Raw genomic sequence first — 16,464 nt, forward strand, 5'->3', positions numbered from 1 at the left:
GGAGGCGTTTCAATTTTTTATAAAAACTTTTGGAATGCGGGTTGTTTATCTACTCAGATATATTCCAACCGCTAGCAAAAATCCGTATAATCCACATCCTAAAAATTTTTACCCGTAGCAATTAAAAAGCCATTTTAGCGTAGGCTTGAGAAGTCGTAATGAACCAGAAAGACGATAGAAAAGAAGTACTTGAATTTAATAAATTGCAAAAGAAACTGCGTAGAAACGTTGGTAATGCAATCAAAGATTACAATATGATCGAAGAGGGTGATGTTGTGATGGCTTGCATTAGCGGCGGTAAAGATTCTTTCGCAATGCTCGATATACTGCTGAATCTGAAAAAAGCAGCGCCAATTAACTTTGATGTTGTCGCTGTAAATTTGGACCAAAAGCAACCCGGGTTCCCAGAGCATATTTTACCTGAGTATTTTGAGAGCTTGGATATCCCTTATTATATTGTTGATAAGGATACATACTCTGTCGTTAGAGAAAAAGTGCCAGAAGGTAAGACTACTTGTGGTTTGTGCTCAAGGTTACGCCGCGGTACGTTATATTCTTTCGCGGAGAAAATTGGGGCAACTAAACTAGCACTGGGTCATCACATGGATGACATTGTTGAAACGATGTTCTTGAATATGTTCCATGGCTCAAGACTAAAGGCCATGCCGCCAAAGCTGCGATCAGACGATGGCAGAAATGTGGTGATCAGGCCGCTTACTTATTGTCGAGAGAAAGACTTGATAAAGTATGCTGAGCACAAACAATTCCCGATTATTCCATGTAATCTTTGTGGCTCTCAAGAAAATTTACAGCGACAAAATATTAAGGCTATGTTGGTTGAATGGGATAAGAAAGCGCCTGGTAGAGTAGATAGCATCTTTAAGTCGCTGCAAAATGTGAGCCCAAGCCAACTGGCAGATACTAATTTGTTTGATTTTGAAAATTTGCCTATCGACAGAGACGCAGCACGTGACGAGTATCAGTTTAGTGAAGCGACAGTATCCTCAACAAACATCGATGAATCTTTGTTTATCGATGTAACAAATATTTAACTTTAGAATTTAATCAGGTGCTTATCTAAAAGCGCCTGATTCAAGAGCTCACCTTGCCTTTCAACAATCTGTCTAACTTAGTTTCTAGGTAGCTAGGCAACCACTTAACCATGATATTCTTGAATGCCTGCGAATCTGTTAGTTCAGGTATTGTTTCGTTGAGCATATTGATTATTTGCTTACCATTCTCGTTTTTAGTGCATCCCACATACCCATATGCCAATGGGGCGATGTCATCTAGTAACAATTGTGACAGTTGGGCTCTTGTGTGAGTAAGTTTATGAATATAATGGTGTTCACTGGGGTATCCAATAACAGCATCTACTCGCTTTTTAATGAGCATATTGGTTAAGCTTTCCAATGCGTCTTGCCCAGGTCTTGTGAGTACTTGATCTTTTGGCAATGATTTGATGATTTCATCCAACCTACTGCCATATGAGCGCTGCATGGCAACACCTAATACTAATTTGTTTGTTTCAATAAATTGTTTTAGGCCTACTTTTTCTAATTGCTGTTTGTTGAGTGCGGCAAGTGTGCTATTCGAAATAGCGAGTGTGGGGGAGAGGCCTACCGTCGCATAACTGTCGCTGAAGTGCATAAACGCCTGCCGTTCAGCGGTCTTATAAAGCGACAACATGCAGTAGGTTTTTCTTTTATCGCTTAATGCCCTGATAGCTCTGCTAGCAGGAAAAAACACTTTGTTTTCACTGTATTCAGGTAAGTGATCGTGAAGTAAATTGATTACTAACTCATCACGGCCAGTACCTTCAAGGTCGTCACTAATCATGTAATAGGGTGGAAAATCAGTGATGATCCAATCTATCGACTTGGCTTTAGCAGGCCCAATTAGCATTAATAACAAAAATAATGTTTTGCGCACGCTTAACTCTCTTCTTTTATTATCAATAAAGCTTAGCAAAAACGGAGCAATTTCCAACTCATACTAAATTACGAGCGTTAAAATTTATAAGTTTGAATCTTTATTTAATTTTACAATTTTAGTGTTTTTGCTACATTTTAATTCGTACACCAACCTTTTTTGGGAATAAGTGAGGTGGCCAATAGAGTTTGTTCAGGGATTGGTCTTGTTTTTAGGTTAGTAAAAAGTGTTTTTAACCAAACACTTCGGGTAGAATACAGGGTTGGCGTATCAAGTTAATTTCAATAATAAGAGAAACGCTATGATTACGCTTGTAGTGAGTGATATTTTCGGTCAAACAAAAAGCCTTGAGGGCTTTGTAAATGAATTAGATGGCAGCACCGCTATCTGTTCGCCTTATCCTTTTAGACAGGGGCACATTGATAGAGATGAGCCATCCGTCTATCAACAATTTATTGAAACGACTGGACATGACAAATATGTTGAGAAGGTCGTAGAAGCCATTTCAAGTAAGCAACCTGATTTAATAATTGGATTTTCAGCGGGGGCAGTTGCTAGTTGGCGCGCGCTAGCTGCGATGCCGATAAAGAGCGCTACTAAGCTTATTGCATTTTATCCGGGGCAGATACGCAACCACTTGCAGTTACATCCAAAATGCGATGTTGATATCTATTTTCCCTATGAAGAAAAGCATTTTGATGTTAAACCAGTCATAGGGCACTTATCGAGTGTACACGGTGTAAAGTGTTATCGAACACGATACTCACATGGTTTTATGAACTCGCTTTCTGAAAACTTCTGTGCTCAGGCATATCAGCATTATACGCGAGTTTGCCAAGGCAATATCGAAGAAGCAATAAAGTTAAAATTAGCCAACCGGAGAATAAAAAGTGGACTAGAATTGACTATGTAAAACTTAAAGTAGAAGGAGTTATGTATGTCAGACCAGCCTCGTATTCCTTATAGACACTTCCCGGGAAACCCTATAGCAAAACCGCCATGCAGAATGCTTAATGCAATGATGTATGGTTTTTTTGTAAAAGGTGAGCTCGATACCATCCAAAACTATGTAGATTTAACACTAAATTCAGTACCAAGTGAAAACATTGCTTTTCGGGCTTTGTCTTCTTATTGCTTATTAACATTTACAGATATCGAAAATATTGCCTCTAAAGTGCCACCTTTTAGTAATTATGGGTATATGCAAGAGACAGATATCATCGTCTGGCTACCAATTGCGCAAATTAGTAAACAAGAAAATAAGATGACGCATTTATATTGGTTTCCGGCATTTATCACGGTAAATAATATAAACGCGCTGGTGAATGGCCGAGAAACTTGGGGGTATAACAAATATTTGTGCAAATACCAGATGCCATCTAGTCAACATCGAGCCGATTATTTTTCCTTAAGCTTGGAAACATTTCAGCCGTTTGAAGCAGATAAAAAAATGGCTTGGTACGAGTTGTTGTCGATAGAAAGAGTGGCTGATGACGATACCTGGTTTGAAGAAGCCATTGAAATTGGTAAAGAGGTTGCAGACCTGATTCATAACAGCGTGCTTGATTTAGGCGTTGGCATTGATTTCTTTAAGCAGTTATTTACGGGTTTCTCTAATCCTCAATTAGCGCAAATTCTATTTAAACAATTTCCAGATGGATATGCTGAAAATAGTGTTTACAGTGCGGTCGTACACTCTCCTTCAACAGTGAAGAAAATCCACAAATTAGGTTTTTTAAAAGATGAGTACAAAGTAACCTTTAATCAGGTTGACGCTTTTCCTCTAGAAGAAATGTTTGGGATCAAAGTGGGAGAGCAATTTGCCAAGTTGCCTTACTTCCTTTGCATGGACTTTGACCAAGACGGTGCAAAAGAAATAGTTACTGCAGATTTGTAAAGATTGTAAGGATTTAACATGACAAAACAGAATATTGCTATCTTAGGTGGTGGGGTATCGGCCATGACAGCGGCTGTGTACCTTACTGAGAAAGAAAATTGGCAGGATTTGTATGATATTACTGTCTACCAGTTAGGGTGGCGGCTTGGTGGCAAAGGTGCAAGCGGCCGGAACGCGGAATATGGCGAACGCATAGAAGAGCATGGCTTGCATGTATGGTTTGGAGCCTATGTGAATTCATTTCGCGCAATTGAAACTGTGTACAACGAATTAAATAGGCCCTCAACAATACCGATTCATACTTGGCAGCAAGCCCTCAAGCCGCATAGCTTTGTGGTTTTGCAAGAGTATATAGATAATGAATGGGAAACATGGCCTGTGGATTTTCCTCTTATTGATGGTAATCCCGCTGATGGCACGCTAGACCTTCATTTTTGGCAATTAGTTGAGCTCGTCATTGCTTGGCTTCATAAGTGGATAGATGAACTAGAAGAAGCGATAGAAGCTTCTCATAAGCAAGTGGAGTTGCAAACTCGAAAAAGTAGAGACAGGAGTCTTTTACAGCACCTTGCAAGTGAAATTTCAGATGCAGTTGATAGCGTTGAAGACAAAGTGCGTTCATTTTTCGACAGTGCGGTAGATGAAGCACAAGATATACTTTCTACGCCCAAAATCCTTATATCGCAACTGCATGAGCTAATGAGCTTACGAGCAAAAGATAAGAAGCTATCGAACACGAAAGATAGACTTGTAACGTGGTACATCGTTAGAAAATTGAAACGTTGGTTACGCAGTGAAGCGTTGGAATTAATTGATGATAACCCCGCTGTTAGGCGCGCATATATTTGCGCAGATCTCGCCATTGCGATGACGGTTGGTATGATCCGAGACCGTGTACATGCTAACGGGTTCGGTGTGCTAAATCAGTATGATTTTAAATATTGGTTGACACGCAACGGGGCTGATAAAGAATATGCCGTAGAGTCTGCGCCAGTTCGAGGGTTTTATGATCTTGTGTTCGGTTACGTAGACGGTGATTTTGAAAATGGCAATGTAGAGGCCGGGGTTGCGTCGTTGGCCATGATCAGAATTATGTTGTGCTACAAGGGCGGTGTAATGTGGAAAATGCAAGCTGGCATGGGAGATATTATATTTTCGCCTATCTATGAATTGCTCAATGAGCGCGGTGTAAAGTTTGAGTTTTTCAACCAAATTGAGTCGTTAAAACCTGGACAAGACGAAAACGGAAACTATGTTGTAGAAGAAATTTCAGTAATTGAGCAGGTGGCATTGAGAGATGGGAAGTATGAACCGCTTGTGGATGTTAAAGGTCTGCCATGTTGGCCCGCTAAGCCAAACTTTGAGCAAATTGATGCAGAGCAAGCCTCGCTTCTCAAGCTGCACAATGTCAATTTAGAGTCGTTTTGGAGCGATTGGCCACAAATATACGAACAGCATTATCAACGCCCACTACCTAGAAAAACGCTGAAGCGAATGCGCGATTTTGATCAAGTCGTGTTTGGTATTTCTGTTGGGTCGTTAGAGCACTTATGCCCTGAGCTACTGGCACTAGATTATGCATTTGAGCAGCAGAGCACTCAGGTAAAAACGGTTGCGACTCAGGCTTTTCAGGTATGGTTGAACAAGACTGATGAACAGTTGGGTTTTAATTACACTCCTCCAAGTGAAGAGCGTCCAATCCTTAGCGCATTTTCTCAACCCTTTGACACTTGGGCTGCAATGTCAAATTTACTGGAAGTGGAGGATTGGCCAAACGATACGCCTTGTAACATTGCCTATTTTTGTAGTGCATTTACTTGCGACTATTACCCACCAAGTAGCGAACATTCGTTCCCTAAAGAGCAAACAGCTAAAGTTAAAGTTAACGCGATTGAAAAACTTCAAAGTGAAATGAAACCTCTTTGGCCTTTAGCATATGATTCAGTTGGGAACTTTATGTGGGATGTTGTGTACGACCCCGGAGCAGCATCATCGGATGTGCGTTTTGATACACAATATTGGCGAGTAAATGTTGATCCAAGTGAGCGTTACGTATTGTCAGTAGTAGGGAGTAGTGATTATCGGTTGAATACAGACGGTACCTTGTTTAAAAACTTATATATTACAGGTGACTGGATAAAAACTGGCGTTAATGCAGGGTGTGTTGAAGCTGCTGTTATGGCCGGTATGCAAACTTCAAGAGCAATTTGTGGGCTTCCGGAAGAAATAAGTGGTGAAAATGGCTTTGACCCCGACGGAACTTGAGAGAAAATAGCGCTTAAGTAACAGAAAAGGCCTGCAATTTTATTGGAGGTCTTTTCTTTTGGACTATACTCAAGTGAGCAAAGTGAACACCGCTAATATTAACGAGAACGGACATGTTTAAACTCTCTGCCTTATCTATATCAATATCCTTATTATTCGTTAACCCATCAGTTAGTTTTTCAGCTGACGACAGTGTGATGGAAACTATCGAAGTGTACGCGCAAAAGCGGAAACAAAATATCGAAGATGTAAGTGTTTCTATTTCTACAATTGGTGCAAAACAAATAGAAAGCCAAGGCGTTAAAGATGTCACAGAACTGGGAACGTTTGTCGCCAATCTAAAGATTAGTCAAAATGCTGCTGAGGGAACTCCCCCTGCAATTAATATTCGGGGTATCGGATTATTAGATTACAACACCGCCAATACGTCACCTATTGCAATGTATGTAGATGGATTAAGTGTTGGCTCGGCGAATAACCAAATTGCTAATCTTTTTGATATAGAGCAAGTGGAGGTACTTAAAGGTCCACAAGGTACTCTGTTTGGAAGAAATAGCACCGGAGGAGCGTTATTAGTCCGAACTAAACGCCCAGATGACGGGACTTACGGCTATGTAAAGCTGGGTATAGGCACAGATGACTGGCAGCGAGCACAAGGGGCGTATAACGCACGTTTGAATGATGAAAGCGCAATTCGAGTTGCGTTTAGTCACACTGACTATGAGTATACCAGCTATAACCTATTAGAGACGTCACCAGAAGCTGGGCTGACACAAAATGATTTACGTCTAAGCTATTTAGGAGAGTGGGATAATTGGAGTGCTTATGTAAAAGGTTACTATGGACATTGGGATGGCATCGTTCAACCAGTGGGTAATATTGGAATTTTCAAAGACCCAATTAATCAAATTCGATGCACACCATCTGAAGCCGGCAAAATAGGATGTTTTGATAGTTTCGGCTTTAATGATGGTAATGATGATTTCTGGGCTGTGAGTGTAAACAATCATTCGCCTCACCTTAGCATTTATAAGGGGTGGGGTTTGGAGCTGCAATGGCAGCAAAGTGACACCGCAAGTGTGACCTACCTAAATGGTTTTAATCGCTTGGACAGAGACCACGCATTTAACTGCGATGGCAGTCCTGCACAGTTGTGTGAGGGCGAGCTGGGACTTAAAAGCGAGTTAGTGACAAATGAGTTAAGGTACCAAGCTGAGTTTGGAAAAGACCATTTAACTATTGGTGCATTCCATCTTGAAGAACGCATATACCAAAATAATCACAATGATATTTTGCGAGATTTTCGGGGGGTACTGGCTCCACAACTAACTACGACATTTTTTTACGACAATGAGATCATTACTAAATCCATTGCGTTGTTTTCTCAGTATGAGTGGCAGCTTGCTGAAAATCATATGCTTACGATTGGGATACGTTACTCGGATGAGTCAGTAGATTATGACTCAGTATCTCGTTTAAATTTTATTACTAATCCAGCTGATTTAAATGGCGCAATTATCCCTTTCTATACGGTTGTTGGAAAAGTTGAGGATGACGGGGTTTCAGGAAAGATTGCTTGGAATTACACGCCATCCGACGCTCTTTTGATTTACTATTCTTTGGCTAATGGCAGTAAGAGTGGTGGATACAATGGAGGTTTATTGTCGTCTGCTGAGCAAGCCCAATTAGCAGATTATGGCCCTGAAGAGACAATGTCTCATGAGATAGGTTTTAAATTAAATGGCGCAGATTACTTCGTTTCTGGTGCGGTATTTTATTATGATTATCAAGACCAGCAAGTTTTTATGAACCAAGCCGCATCGACGCCAGGCGCACCGCCATTGCAGCTACTCGAAAATGTAGGGGAGTCGATGATTTATGGCGCGGAGTTCGAGCTTGACTACACTATTACAAATGAGCTATCGAGCAGGTTAGCTATTGGTTATATTCCTGAAGCTAACTTTGAAGAATTTACTGACCCATTAGGTAATACATTAACAGATAATCGCTTGCCATTTACTTCAGAGTGGAATGTTGCTGCAGAGCTTGCTTACACAATGAGTATTAGGGGTGGAGAACTAGATACAGTGATTGGTGTAGACTTTCAATCAGATTACTACTTCGATCAAAATCAAAACCCATATGCAAATCAAGCAAGTTATGCACTATGGCGAGCTAATGTTTCGTATCAATACGCGGATTGGCAAGTTGGCTTATGGGCCAAAAACTTGTTTGATAAAGAGTATAGTCATCTAAAGTTTGATTTAAGTTCATTCCTTGGCATGTTAGAAGACTTTAAAGGAGAAGGACAGAGAGTTGGGTTGGATGTTACTTATAACTTTTAAGCGAGCTTTCAAAGCTTACTTTAGGCGTATGAATGCATTTGATTAAATATATCTTGCTTTTAATTGCAGTACTTTTTTCAACTCATGTTAAAAGCACTGAGTATGTATTTGATGGAATTGAGCGTGGCGTCAATTTGCACGATAAAGGCTTAGTGCTAGCTGCCAAAGATGATACGCGTTTTCCTGACTCATTTGATTCGGTTCAAAGCTGGGCACAAGGCTTAGAGCCGCAAACAGAAAGAGCGCTGTTTTCTGGACGGTATTGGTTGGTTACGGAAATTGTCAACGAGTCTATGTATGAACAGCTCGTCTTGTACCCATACAATACTGTGCTATCAAATATCGAAACTCGCATCTATTCTAAATCTGGTGTTGAACGCTACTACAGTGGCGGTATGGTACAAAATGAGTTTGCGTTTCATTATGGTAACACTGTAAAGCTCATACCTAATCAAAAGTATTACATTGTTACGTTGTTTGAAAGCGACTTTTTCTACACACCTATAAAGTTAGAAATTGTCCCTGTACCAGACTTTAAAGAGCAGGTCGTTATAGATAACTTAATAATGATCCTTTGCTTTAGTGTTGGTATTGTATTGGGCCTTTATAACTTACTGATATACATAGGCTCAAAAGATTTAACACATCTATACTATGCAATTTTCGCGGCAACCATGGTGTTCGCATGGAGCCACTTTTTCCATATATCTGATCAATTATTTGGTTTCTATTCTCCTCATTTACATTGGTTGGGGTTCACTTTATCGCCCATCAGTAACGCCTTATTTTACAATTGCCTGTTAAAGCTTAAAGAGACACACCCGAATCTATCTTCAGCCTCAATTTGGGTTGGTGTTGTGGCAGCAATCGGGACGCCTTTCAGCATTCTGTTTCCGGGGTTTGGATTCTTGTGGGCTACGATGTCGACGGGAGTGGCCCTATGTTTAGGTCTTTATATTGGTATATTAAGAATTTTAGAAGGCTTTAAACCCGCGAGGTACTTTATCTTAGCTTATGTGTGTATGGCTGTTCCCAATATGATAGGTAACTTTACTAATTTAGGAATGCTTCCTCCAATTGCAGTTAACCTATATTTGTTAGGGTTGGTTGGGGTCGCCTTAGATGCAATGTTCTTAGCATTTGCTGTCGCAGATAAAGTTCGGTTAACCAGCGAAGAAAACATTGAGCTGAATAAAAACCTCGAAGCCAAAGTACTTAAGCGTACCTATGAGTTGGAGCAGTTGGCATCTGAATTGCGCGATGCGAGCGAGGCCAAAAGTCGTTTCTTAGCGAATATGAGTCACGAAATCAGGACGCCCATGACATCTATCATAGGGTATGCAGATGGCATTATTTTAGGTGATATTAAACCCCACGAGCGCAATCATGCTATTACAGTCATTTTACAGAATTCACGGCATGTACTGGGTTTAATAAATGACATTTTAGATATGTCTAAAATTGAAGCGAACAGGCTTGAGGTTGAGCTGATTGAAGCAAATTTATTTCAATCTATAGCACACGTTGAATCATTGCTAGGAAAGCAGATCCGAGATAAAGGGCTCGAATTTGAACTAAATTATCAGTTTCCACTGCCGGATTATGTGGTGATAGACCCGACACGCCTCAGACAAATACTATTAAATTTAACCTCTAACGCACTTAAGTTTACCTCAGTAGGTAAAATTTCAATTGAGGTGAGTTGCAATGATGAGCGTTTGTTTATCTGTGTCAAAGACACTGGTATTGGCATGACGTCAGAGGAACAAAAAGAATTGTTCAGTGCCTTTTATCAAGCAGACTCTTCCACCACGCGTAAATATGGGGGAACGGGGCTAGGGCTAAACATTTCCAAAAGCTTAGCGCAAAAACTAGATGGTGATATTGAAGTAGAAAGTGAAGTAGGGTCTGGGACGTCATTTACCTTGTCTTTAAGCCTATTTACAACGGAAAAAACAACGTGGGTTAATTCGTTTGATGAGATCCATCACGCAAATAATACCAGCCAAGCGATAATTCCTGAGGTCGAGTCAGAAGATCTGAAAGGGGAAGTACTACTGGCTGAGGACCATAGTGATAATTGCCGTTTAATAACTAGGATTCTTGAGAGAATGGGCTTGAACGTCACAGCAGTTGAAAATGGTCAGCTGGCGGTTCAAGCAGTATTAGATAATGAGTTCGACCTCATATTAATGGATATTCAAATGCCTGTTATGGATGGTGAGCAAGCATTTAACTTTATTCAAGCAACCGGGTGCACTGCGCCGGTTATTGCTCTAACAGCAAATACCATGAGTCATGAAATCGAGCGATATATTAAGCTTGGATTTACAGATCACTTAGCTAAACCAATTGACCGGACAAAGTTCGCACAAAAAATATCTCACTACCTTAACATAACGGTTGATGAGGAGCTTAGCTTGCCTGATGCAGAGTTCAAACAGCTAAAAATGCAATATATTGATGGGCTTCACGAGCAGCTCGTACAGTTACAAAATCAGCTTAAATATAAAGACTACGAAGGGTTGGGACGATCTATTCATGCACTAAAAGGAACATCAGCGATGTTTGACTGCCACGAGATCTATCAAACGGTCACACAGATTGATCAGCTGCTCAAACAAGAGAATTTCCTAGATGTAGAAAAGGCATTGAATAGATTGTTTGAACTGATAGATCAAGTGATTAAAGAGTCTGATTGCGATCAGGCAGTGTAGCTGAAATTTCTGCAAGTTAAGATGTTTAGTGTTGTTGTGGTTGGGTACAAAGCAATATACTGCATGAAATTTCAAAGAGCGACAACAAGGAATATTGAATGCGATTGATACAATTGGCTTTTGCTTTTATCTCACCGTTACTATTGGCAAACCCGCTAGTTGGCACATGGGAATTCGTCAAAGGCGAGTATGCAACTCCAGAGGGTAAGGTGACAGCTTCAGCACCGACTGTTACATCTACAAAGATAATAAACAATACTCACTTTAGTTACATTACCAGCAGCAATAGTAAATTTCATTATGCTGGAGGCGGCACTTATGAAATTAAAGACAATTATTTCATTGAGTTAGTCACATTAGGCAATGTCGAAAACCTAATCGGCAGACGAATGGCGTTTACTTATGAAATAAAGGGTGATTTATGGCACCACAAGCTTGTTGAAAACGGTAAGTTTGTTGAATACGAAGTGTGGAAAAAGGTTAATTAGCAACGGCAGTTTTACCGTCATTGCGTCAAGGTATGAGCTATAAAATGTGTTAGCGGTTGTCGCCTTGTAAGAATAAGGGCTAGTTTTTAGCCCTTAAAATATATCCTGTTCTTTATTATTTCTCTCCACCATGTCTGACGCAGCTCATTGATATAAACGCATTGTTGAATGGGGACAAGTGTTCGAAGTGAGAGAGCGTGTTATCTCAAATCGTATTGAATCTCAGGTGTAGCATTGGTTTTAAACCAAAACGGTAGACGCTCGAGTATCATGTACTCTCAATGAAGTGTGTTGGCGCAATTCTGTTTAATCGTAAGCACACGAGTGTTGAGAAGTATAGTAAGTCTGTTTCTATTCCTGCTGCACTGGAGCTTATGAAGGAAAAACTGTGGTAAGGGAGGGTGAAGCTTTCAGTTTTGTGCTTAGCGTTTATGTTATTTTGTGGTTTAGGAGCTTTTCATAGGCTGCAACAATTGACTATTCTCCCACGTTTGCACCTATTATCTCTACATTCGAAAGTTCAAAGTATTATGTAATAAAGTGTATTGAACATGTTTGATTGTACTAGAATTTGAAATGCAGAGATAATTCAAAAAAAATTCCGCAGGTTATAAGATTATGTGAATCTTAAATCGGTTTTGGTGAATTAATATTCATTACATGGTGTTTCGATAAAAGTTAAAAAAGCAATCCAAAAGTGGGTGTTTTTTAAACACTTAATCACATTTGTAAACAGCGTAATTTTGTCTAGCAGTCGCATTTGAATTAACTTAAACACAGGTTAGACAAACGAGGTATGCAGACATGAAATCATATATCCCAGTAATTATGGCATCTTTGATGGTAGGTTGTTCGTCATCAGATAGCGATGATAATACACAGCAAGTCACCCCTGCGGAACAAGAGACACCACAAGACACTCCAACTGACAACACGGACTCCGATAATAATAACCAAGGTGGTGACTCGAATAATGATTCAAACGACCAAAGTGATGATATACAAGACCCAGCTACATTTGATAGGGGGCTATATTTCCCAAAATCTATGGTCGTAGCTTCTCCTTTTGGAGACAGCAGTGATGAAGAAGAGCGGCTTTATTTGTCACGAGGTCCTGCTTCTCCAACTTATTTTTGGGCGACGCGCAGAATTGATGCATTACTTGATGGAGAAACACCTTTACTAGATGTTTTTCGCGTAAGGTCTTTCTACAGAACTGGCAACAATGCTGACTGTTTTGGTCCGCAGGTTAGTTATCAAGGTCATCCAAACTCAGCAGATCCTGCTACGAATTCAGGTACCCTTCCTTCAGGTGATCTAGGCCTTTGGCTTGCAAGTGATAGTGAAGGTAATGCTTGCGCAGTCGCGCAAACGAACGCACTTTTGGATGGCACAAAAGAGCGCTCTAGAATGGCGTTAATGACTTTGGCAAGTATGGTATCTGCGGCCATCGATGATGGAGCAGGTTTACCAGAGGAGGGGGCATCAATTGACTTGACCACTCAGATGAATAGTAAAGGTCTATCAAATATAAACTTTAGCTCAGCGTCAATTAGCCTTAACTCTGGTATTTGGCAATACAATGTCACGCTAGAATATACCGTGGGTAGCAGTAGCTATGACATAGATCTTACTATGACGCATACGCCTAGCGGAGACAGAACGAACTACACAGGCTTACTCAACTATGCTGTTGAAGGTGAAGTCGGTGTATCTGGCATTGAGTTCCCTGGTGGCAACTGTGCTCAAAACCAACGCACTTTAGTTGGTTCACTGGCCTATGAACGTGACGCGCAACAGATGTCACTACAGGCTAGGACTGCAACTTTATGTGGGCATACCGTGAGTGGCGCATTTAATAGCGACCAACAGGTTGATGTAAACAATAAATATCATAGCGCTGATAACCCAGACGGTTGGAGCGAAAATTTTGCAATATTCGGCGCGAATTTTGATTTGACAAGCCTGGCAGGTGATTATGCGTATGTATGGCAAGCAGGTGTAAATGATTCACACAGTCGTATTTTAAACATAGGGTTCAATGACGCTACGCTAGAGAATGGAGAAGCTCATTTCGGCTATGGCTCGGATATCGACGAAACAAATGGTTTAATTCAAGGGTTTATTTGTAATTGGGCTGGGCCTGGGAACGACCACACGTTGCAGGCGTACACACAAAGACAATTCTTTGAATATGATACAGGCACAAGCACCTATCTGGGCACTGATCATCGAGCAAATATCGAATATGCACCAACAAACAGCTGTGATTACGATGGAACAGGCAGTTTTGTGTTCGATATTGATGTCAGCGGCGTGCTGGGGGACATAGCACAGGAGGATGTGAGTATACCATTTACCAATGACTTGTGGGCTCCAACTGACCCAACACTCACTGTGTCCGAATCTATATTAGCGCGAGGACTTGAGGTTCCAGACGTGCCATTCACTTGGCCTGTTGACGAGTAATAAAAAGAAGGCATTAGCCTTCTTTTTTAAGTGTGCTTAAATACATTTTGCGGGCTTTGGCAACCCAGCTATCTTAGTAGCTTGTTTAGCAGGTCCCTTTGGAAAGAGCTTGTATAAATAGATACTTTTGCCTTTATCTTCACCTAATTTCTTGGCGATAGCTTTAACAAGCATACGAATCGCAGGGCTTGTTCCATATTCCTCATAGAAGCCACGTACAAATTTGATTACTTCCCAATGCGCATCCGTCAAAGTGATGTTTTCATTCTCTGCGATGATGGGTGCTAGATCTTCACTCCAATCAAGGTGGTTTAGAAGATATCCCTCTTTATCAGTTTCAATTGTTTTGTTGTCTATTACTAACATAATTTACCAAGTAATTGTTTTATCGCTATCTACGAGCAGGTCAACCCAACTTAAGTCATCTATCAGTGTCACTAGGTCGGTAGGAGAGATGCCCCTTGCAATCGAGCATGTTTCCAGCATATAAAGGTTTTGATTGAATGTGGCAGCAAAACGCGCTTGATCGTAACATGCGTCTTGTTGTAAAAGAACTTTGTCGCATTTGCCAATTAAAGCAAAATTGAAGTTGTTAGAATAATAACTTAATGGCTTTGAAAAAATATGTACAGTTACATTCATAGCTTTACCACGTGATCATGTTCGTTTATCAAGGATTGCTGTCGCTCAAATGACAATGCTTTTGCGTCGACACTCAATTTTTCCGTAGAAAGTTGGTACTCCAATAACGCATGCTCACATACAAAAAGGCTATCGACATCGTATATTTCTAGTGTTTTAAGTTGCTTAAAAAAATCTTTTATACCTAACGAAGTAGGCATAGTGTCTTTTGTAAGAGCCAGTACGGAAGCGCCGGTAAATAGCCAACTCACTTCTTGATCTATGGCTGCAAAAATCAGTGCCATATCTAAGCTTTCTCGAATGCGTTGACCGTCGAAAGGGGCTGCATCACTAATAACAAGAATTTTCTTATTCATTTAAATTGCACCCACTTGTCGACATTACAAACTTCCATAGCAAACTCGGCGAGTCCAGCGACTGTAAATACGCCAGTGTCCTGTATGTTTATTCCTCGCTTTTCAGCGGCGGTAACACACAGCTTTAACGCTATTCCTTGGTTTGATAAGTGTTCCCAAATAGCGCTGACTTGCAACTCATCACTAGACAGTTGAATATGTTGATTAGCGTGTAATACGGCGTCTTGATATAGAAATATACACTTAATGGTGTGATTTTGTTTTAGTGCGGCTTGCACAAATCGGTTCATACATTGTAAAGAGTCGTGGGCGTCAGGACCACAATGCAATGAAATTATAAGTTGGCTCAAGAGAAATCCAAAAAAAAAAGCCCCAGTTGGGGCTCATTTTATCAGAATGAATCAATTAGTCATCATTTGACATACCAAGCAACATTAGCAATGACGTGAACAAATTATAAATTGCTACGTAAAGGCCAACAGTTGCAAGTACATAGTTAGTTTCGCCGCCGTTAACAATACGACTTGTTTCAAACAAGATCATTGCAGACATTAGCAATACAAATACCGCATTGATTGCGATGAATACCATTGGGCTACCAATAAAGATATTTACGATAGAAACACCAAACGTTACCAATATACCAATTGTTAAAAAACCACCCATGAAAGAGAAATCTTTTTTAGTTGTAAGCGCGTATGCTGACAGACCAAAGAAAATTAGAGCAGTTGAACCTAAAGCTTGTGCGATCAATAGGCCGCCATTAGGTAAGCTTAAGTATGCATTAAGAAGAGGGCCCAAGCCAAAGCCCAAAATTCCTGTAAATAGGAAGACTAAACCAATAGCTGATGAGGAGTTCGCTTTTTTGTGAATAACAAAAATTAGACCCATTGCAACAAGTGAACAAATCATGCCTGTAAAACGAGGCAGCGCCATTGTCATTGAGATTGCAGCAGTGATGGCACTAAATGCCAAAGTCATCGCTAAAAGAAAGTAAGTACTTTTCAGTACCTTGTTAGTTTCAGTCGTTGACAATACTGCTTTTTCAGTAGTGTACGAATGATTGAACGCCATATTATAGCTCCTTAATAGAAACACGATGTTCCGAAAATTAATCTTACCGAAGATTACCAAGAGTTAATTAGTTGAGCAAACCTTTCTCGAATAGTAGACCATAAAACACGATAAATAGTTCTCTTATTACAACCGATTGGCAAAATTTCAGCATTTTTGAAGGAAATACCATCAAAAGTGTTGAAAATTAGTCAAACAGTAAAAAAAGCAAAAAAAAAGCTTCACATTCATGATCGCTTTCCCTATTATTCGCACCGCTGCGGAGAGATGGCTGAGTGG

The 16,464-nt window shown here is 40.3% G+C and carries 14 protein-coding genes; 8 read left to right on the forward strand and 6 right to left on the reverse strand.

Annotated features, from left to right (window positions below; genetic code table 11):
* Positions 1-158: 158 nt before the first annotated feature.
* Entirely contained in the window at positions 159-1,052 is an 894-nt protein-coding gene (gene ttcA / locus N480_RS07660; protein ID WP_063371928.1) for a tRNA 2-thiocytidine(32) synthetase TtcA, read from the forward strand.
* 40 nt (positions 1,053-1,092) lie between these two features.
* Here the strand turns inward: ttcA and N480_RS07665 are convergent, their stop codons facing one another.
* The gene (locus N480_RS07665; RefSeq protein WP_155732783.1) at positions 1,093-1,932 is read right to left on the reverse strand and encodes a TIGR02285 family protein; all 840 of its coding nucleotides are present in this window, start codon (positions 1,930-1,932) and stop codon (positions 1,093-1,095) included.
* Between the two features lie 301 nt (positions 1,933-2,233).
* On the opposite strand from N480_RS07665, the gene N480_RS07670 reads away from it, so the two are divergent.
* From N480_RS07670 to N480_RS07700, 7 genes are all read left to right on the forward strand, one after another.
* Positions 2,234-2,845: a hypothetical protein gene (locus N480_RS07670; RefSeq protein ID WP_063371929.1), complete on the forward strand. Its 612-nt coding sequence runs from the start codon at positions 2,234-2,236 to the stop codon at positions 2,843-2,845.
* A 24-nt stretch (positions 2,846-2,869) separates the two neighbouring features.
* Positions 2,870-3,829 carry a hypothetical protein gene (locus N480_RS07675; RefSeq protein WP_063371930.1) on the forward strand — a complete coding sequence of 320 codons (960 nt, stop codon included), beginning with the start codon at positions 2,870-2,872 and terminating at the stop codon, positions 3,827-3,829.
* An 18-nt stretch (positions 3,830-3,847) separates the two neighbouring features.
* Positions 3,848-6,094 carry an NAD(P)-binding protein gene (locus N480_RS07680; RefSeq protein WP_063371931.1) on the forward strand — a complete coding sequence of 749 codons (2,247 nt, stop codon included), beginning with the start codon at positions 3,848-3,850 and terminating at the stop codon, positions 6,092-6,094.
* 113 nt (positions 6,095-6,207) lie between these two features.
* Positions 6,208-8,439, forward strand: coding sequence for a TonB-dependent receptor (locus tag N480_RS07685; protein WP_063371932.1), 2,232 nt, complete (start codon positions 6,208-6,210; stop codon positions 8,437-8,439).
* A 32-nt stretch (positions 8,440-8,471) separates the two neighbouring features.
* A complete protein-coding gene (locus tag N480_RS07690) occupies positions 8,472-11,156 on the forward strand; it encodes an ATP-binding protein (RefSeq protein WP_063371933.1) in 2,685 nt (894 codons plus the stop codon).
* 98 nt (positions 11,157-11,254) lie between these two features.
* Positions 11,255-11,644 (forward strand): hypothetical protein, encoded by a 390-nt coding sequence (locus N480_RS07695; RefSeq protein ID WP_063371934.1) that lies wholly within the window; start codon positions 11,255-11,257, stop codon positions 11,642-11,644.
* 804 nt (positions 11,645-12,448) lie between these two features.
* Positions 12,449-14,113, forward strand: a complete 1,665-nt coding sequence (locus N480_RS07700) for a hypothetical protein (RefSeq protein WP_063371935.1) — start codon at positions 12,449-12,451, stop codon at positions 14,111-14,113.
* 36 nt (positions 14,114-14,149) lie between these two features.
* Here the strand turns inward: N480_RS07700 and N480_RS07705 are convergent, their stop codons facing one another.
* From N480_RS07705 to N480_RS07725, 5 genes are read right to left on the reverse strand one after another with little or no spacing between them, the layout of a single operon-like run.
* Positions 14,150-14,479 carry a TusE/DsrC/DsvC family sulfur relay protein gene (locus tag N480_RS07705; RefSeq protein WP_063371936.1) on the reverse strand — a complete coding sequence of 110 codons (330 nt, stop codon included), beginning with the start codon at positions 14,477-14,479 and terminating at the stop codon, positions 14,150-14,152.
* Between the two features lie 3 nt (positions 14,480-14,482).
* A complete protein-coding gene (locus N480_RS07710; RefSeq protein ID WP_063371937.1) occupies positions 14,483-14,755 on the reverse strand; it encodes a hypothetical protein in 273 nt (90 codons plus the stop codon).
* Positions 14,752-15,111 carry a sulfurtransferase complex subunit TusC gene (tusC, locus tag N480_RS07715; protein WP_063371938.1) on the reverse strand — a complete coding sequence of 120 codons (360 nt, stop codon included), beginning with the start codon at positions 15,109-15,111 and terminating at the stop codon, positions 14,752-14,754. The genes N480_RS07710 and tusC overlap by 4 nt, the downstream gene beginning before the upstream one ends.
* The gene (tusD, locus tag N480_RS07720) at positions 15,108-15,461 is read right to left on the reverse strand and encodes a sulfurtransferase complex subunit TusD (RefSeq protein ID WP_063371939.1); all 354 of its coding nucleotides are present in this window, start codon (positions 15,459-15,461) and stop codon (positions 15,108-15,110) included. The genes tusC and tusD overlap by 4 nt, the downstream gene beginning before the upstream one ends.
* Positions 15,462-15,516: 55 nt before the next feature.
* Positions 15,517-16,185: a Bax inhibitor-1/YccA family protein gene (locus N480_RS07725; protein ID WP_063371940.1), complete on the reverse strand. Its 669-nt coding sequence runs from the start codon at positions 16,183-16,185 to the stop codon at positions 15,517-15,519.
* Between the last annotated feature and the right edge of the window lie 279 nt (positions 16,186-16,464).

The sequence above is a fragment of the Pseudoalteromonas luteoviolacea S2607 genome (genome assembly GCF_001625575.1).
GTDB classification, from domain to species: Bacteria; Pseudomonadota; Gammaproteobacteria; order Enterobacterales; family Alteromonadaceae; genus Pseudoalteromonas; species Pseudoalteromonas luteoviolacea_E.

Excerpts from the sequence above, each read along its gene's own strand:
- N480_RS07705 (WP_063371936.1), bottom strand. The coding sequence starts at position 14,479 with ATGTTAGTAATAGACAACAAAACAATTGAAACTGATAAAGAGGGATAT.
- ttcA (WP_063371928.1), top strand. The coding sequence starts at position 159 with ATGAACCAGAAAGACGATAGAAAAGAAGTACTTGAATTTAATAAATTG.
- N480_RS07690 (WP_063371933.1), top strand. The coding sequence starts at position 8,472 with ATGCATTTGATTAAATATATCTTGCTTTTAATTGCAGTACTTTTTTCA.
- N480_RS07675 (WP_063371930.1), top strand. The coding sequence starts at position 2,870 with ATGTCAGACCAGCCTCGTATTCCTTATAGACACTTCCCGGGAAACCCT.
- N480_RS07695 (WP_063371934.1), top strand. The coding sequence starts at position 11,255 with ATGCGATTGATACAATTGGCTTTTGCTTTTATCTCACCGTTACTATTG.
- N480_RS07700 (WP_063371935.1), top strand. The coding sequence starts at position 12,449 with ATGAAATCATATATCCCAGTAATTATGGCATCTTTGATGGTAGGTTGT.
- tusC (WP_063371938.1), bottom strand. The coding sequence starts at position 15,111 with ATGAATAAGAAAATTCTTGTTATTAGTGATGCAGCCCCTTTCGACGGT.
- N480_RS07710 (WP_063371937.1), bottom strand. The coding sequence starts at position 14,755 with ATGAATGTAACTGTACATATTTTTTCAAAGCCATTAAGTTATTATTCT.
- N480_RS07670 (WP_063371929.1), top strand. The coding sequence starts at position 2,234 with ATGATTACGCTTGTAGTGAGTGATATTTTCGGTCAAACAAAAAGCCTT.
- N480_RS07685 (WP_063371932.1), top strand. The coding sequence starts at position 6,208 with ATGTTTAAACTCTCTGCCTTATCTATATCAATATCCTTATTATTCGTT.
- N480_RS07725 (WP_063371940.1), bottom strand. The coding sequence starts at position 16,185 with ATGGCGTTCAATCATTCGTACACTACTGAAAAAGCAGTATTGTCAACG.
- N480_RS07680 (WP_063371931.1), top strand. The coding sequence starts at position 3,848 with ATGACAAAACAGAATATTGCTATCTTAGGTGGTGGGGTATCGGCCATG.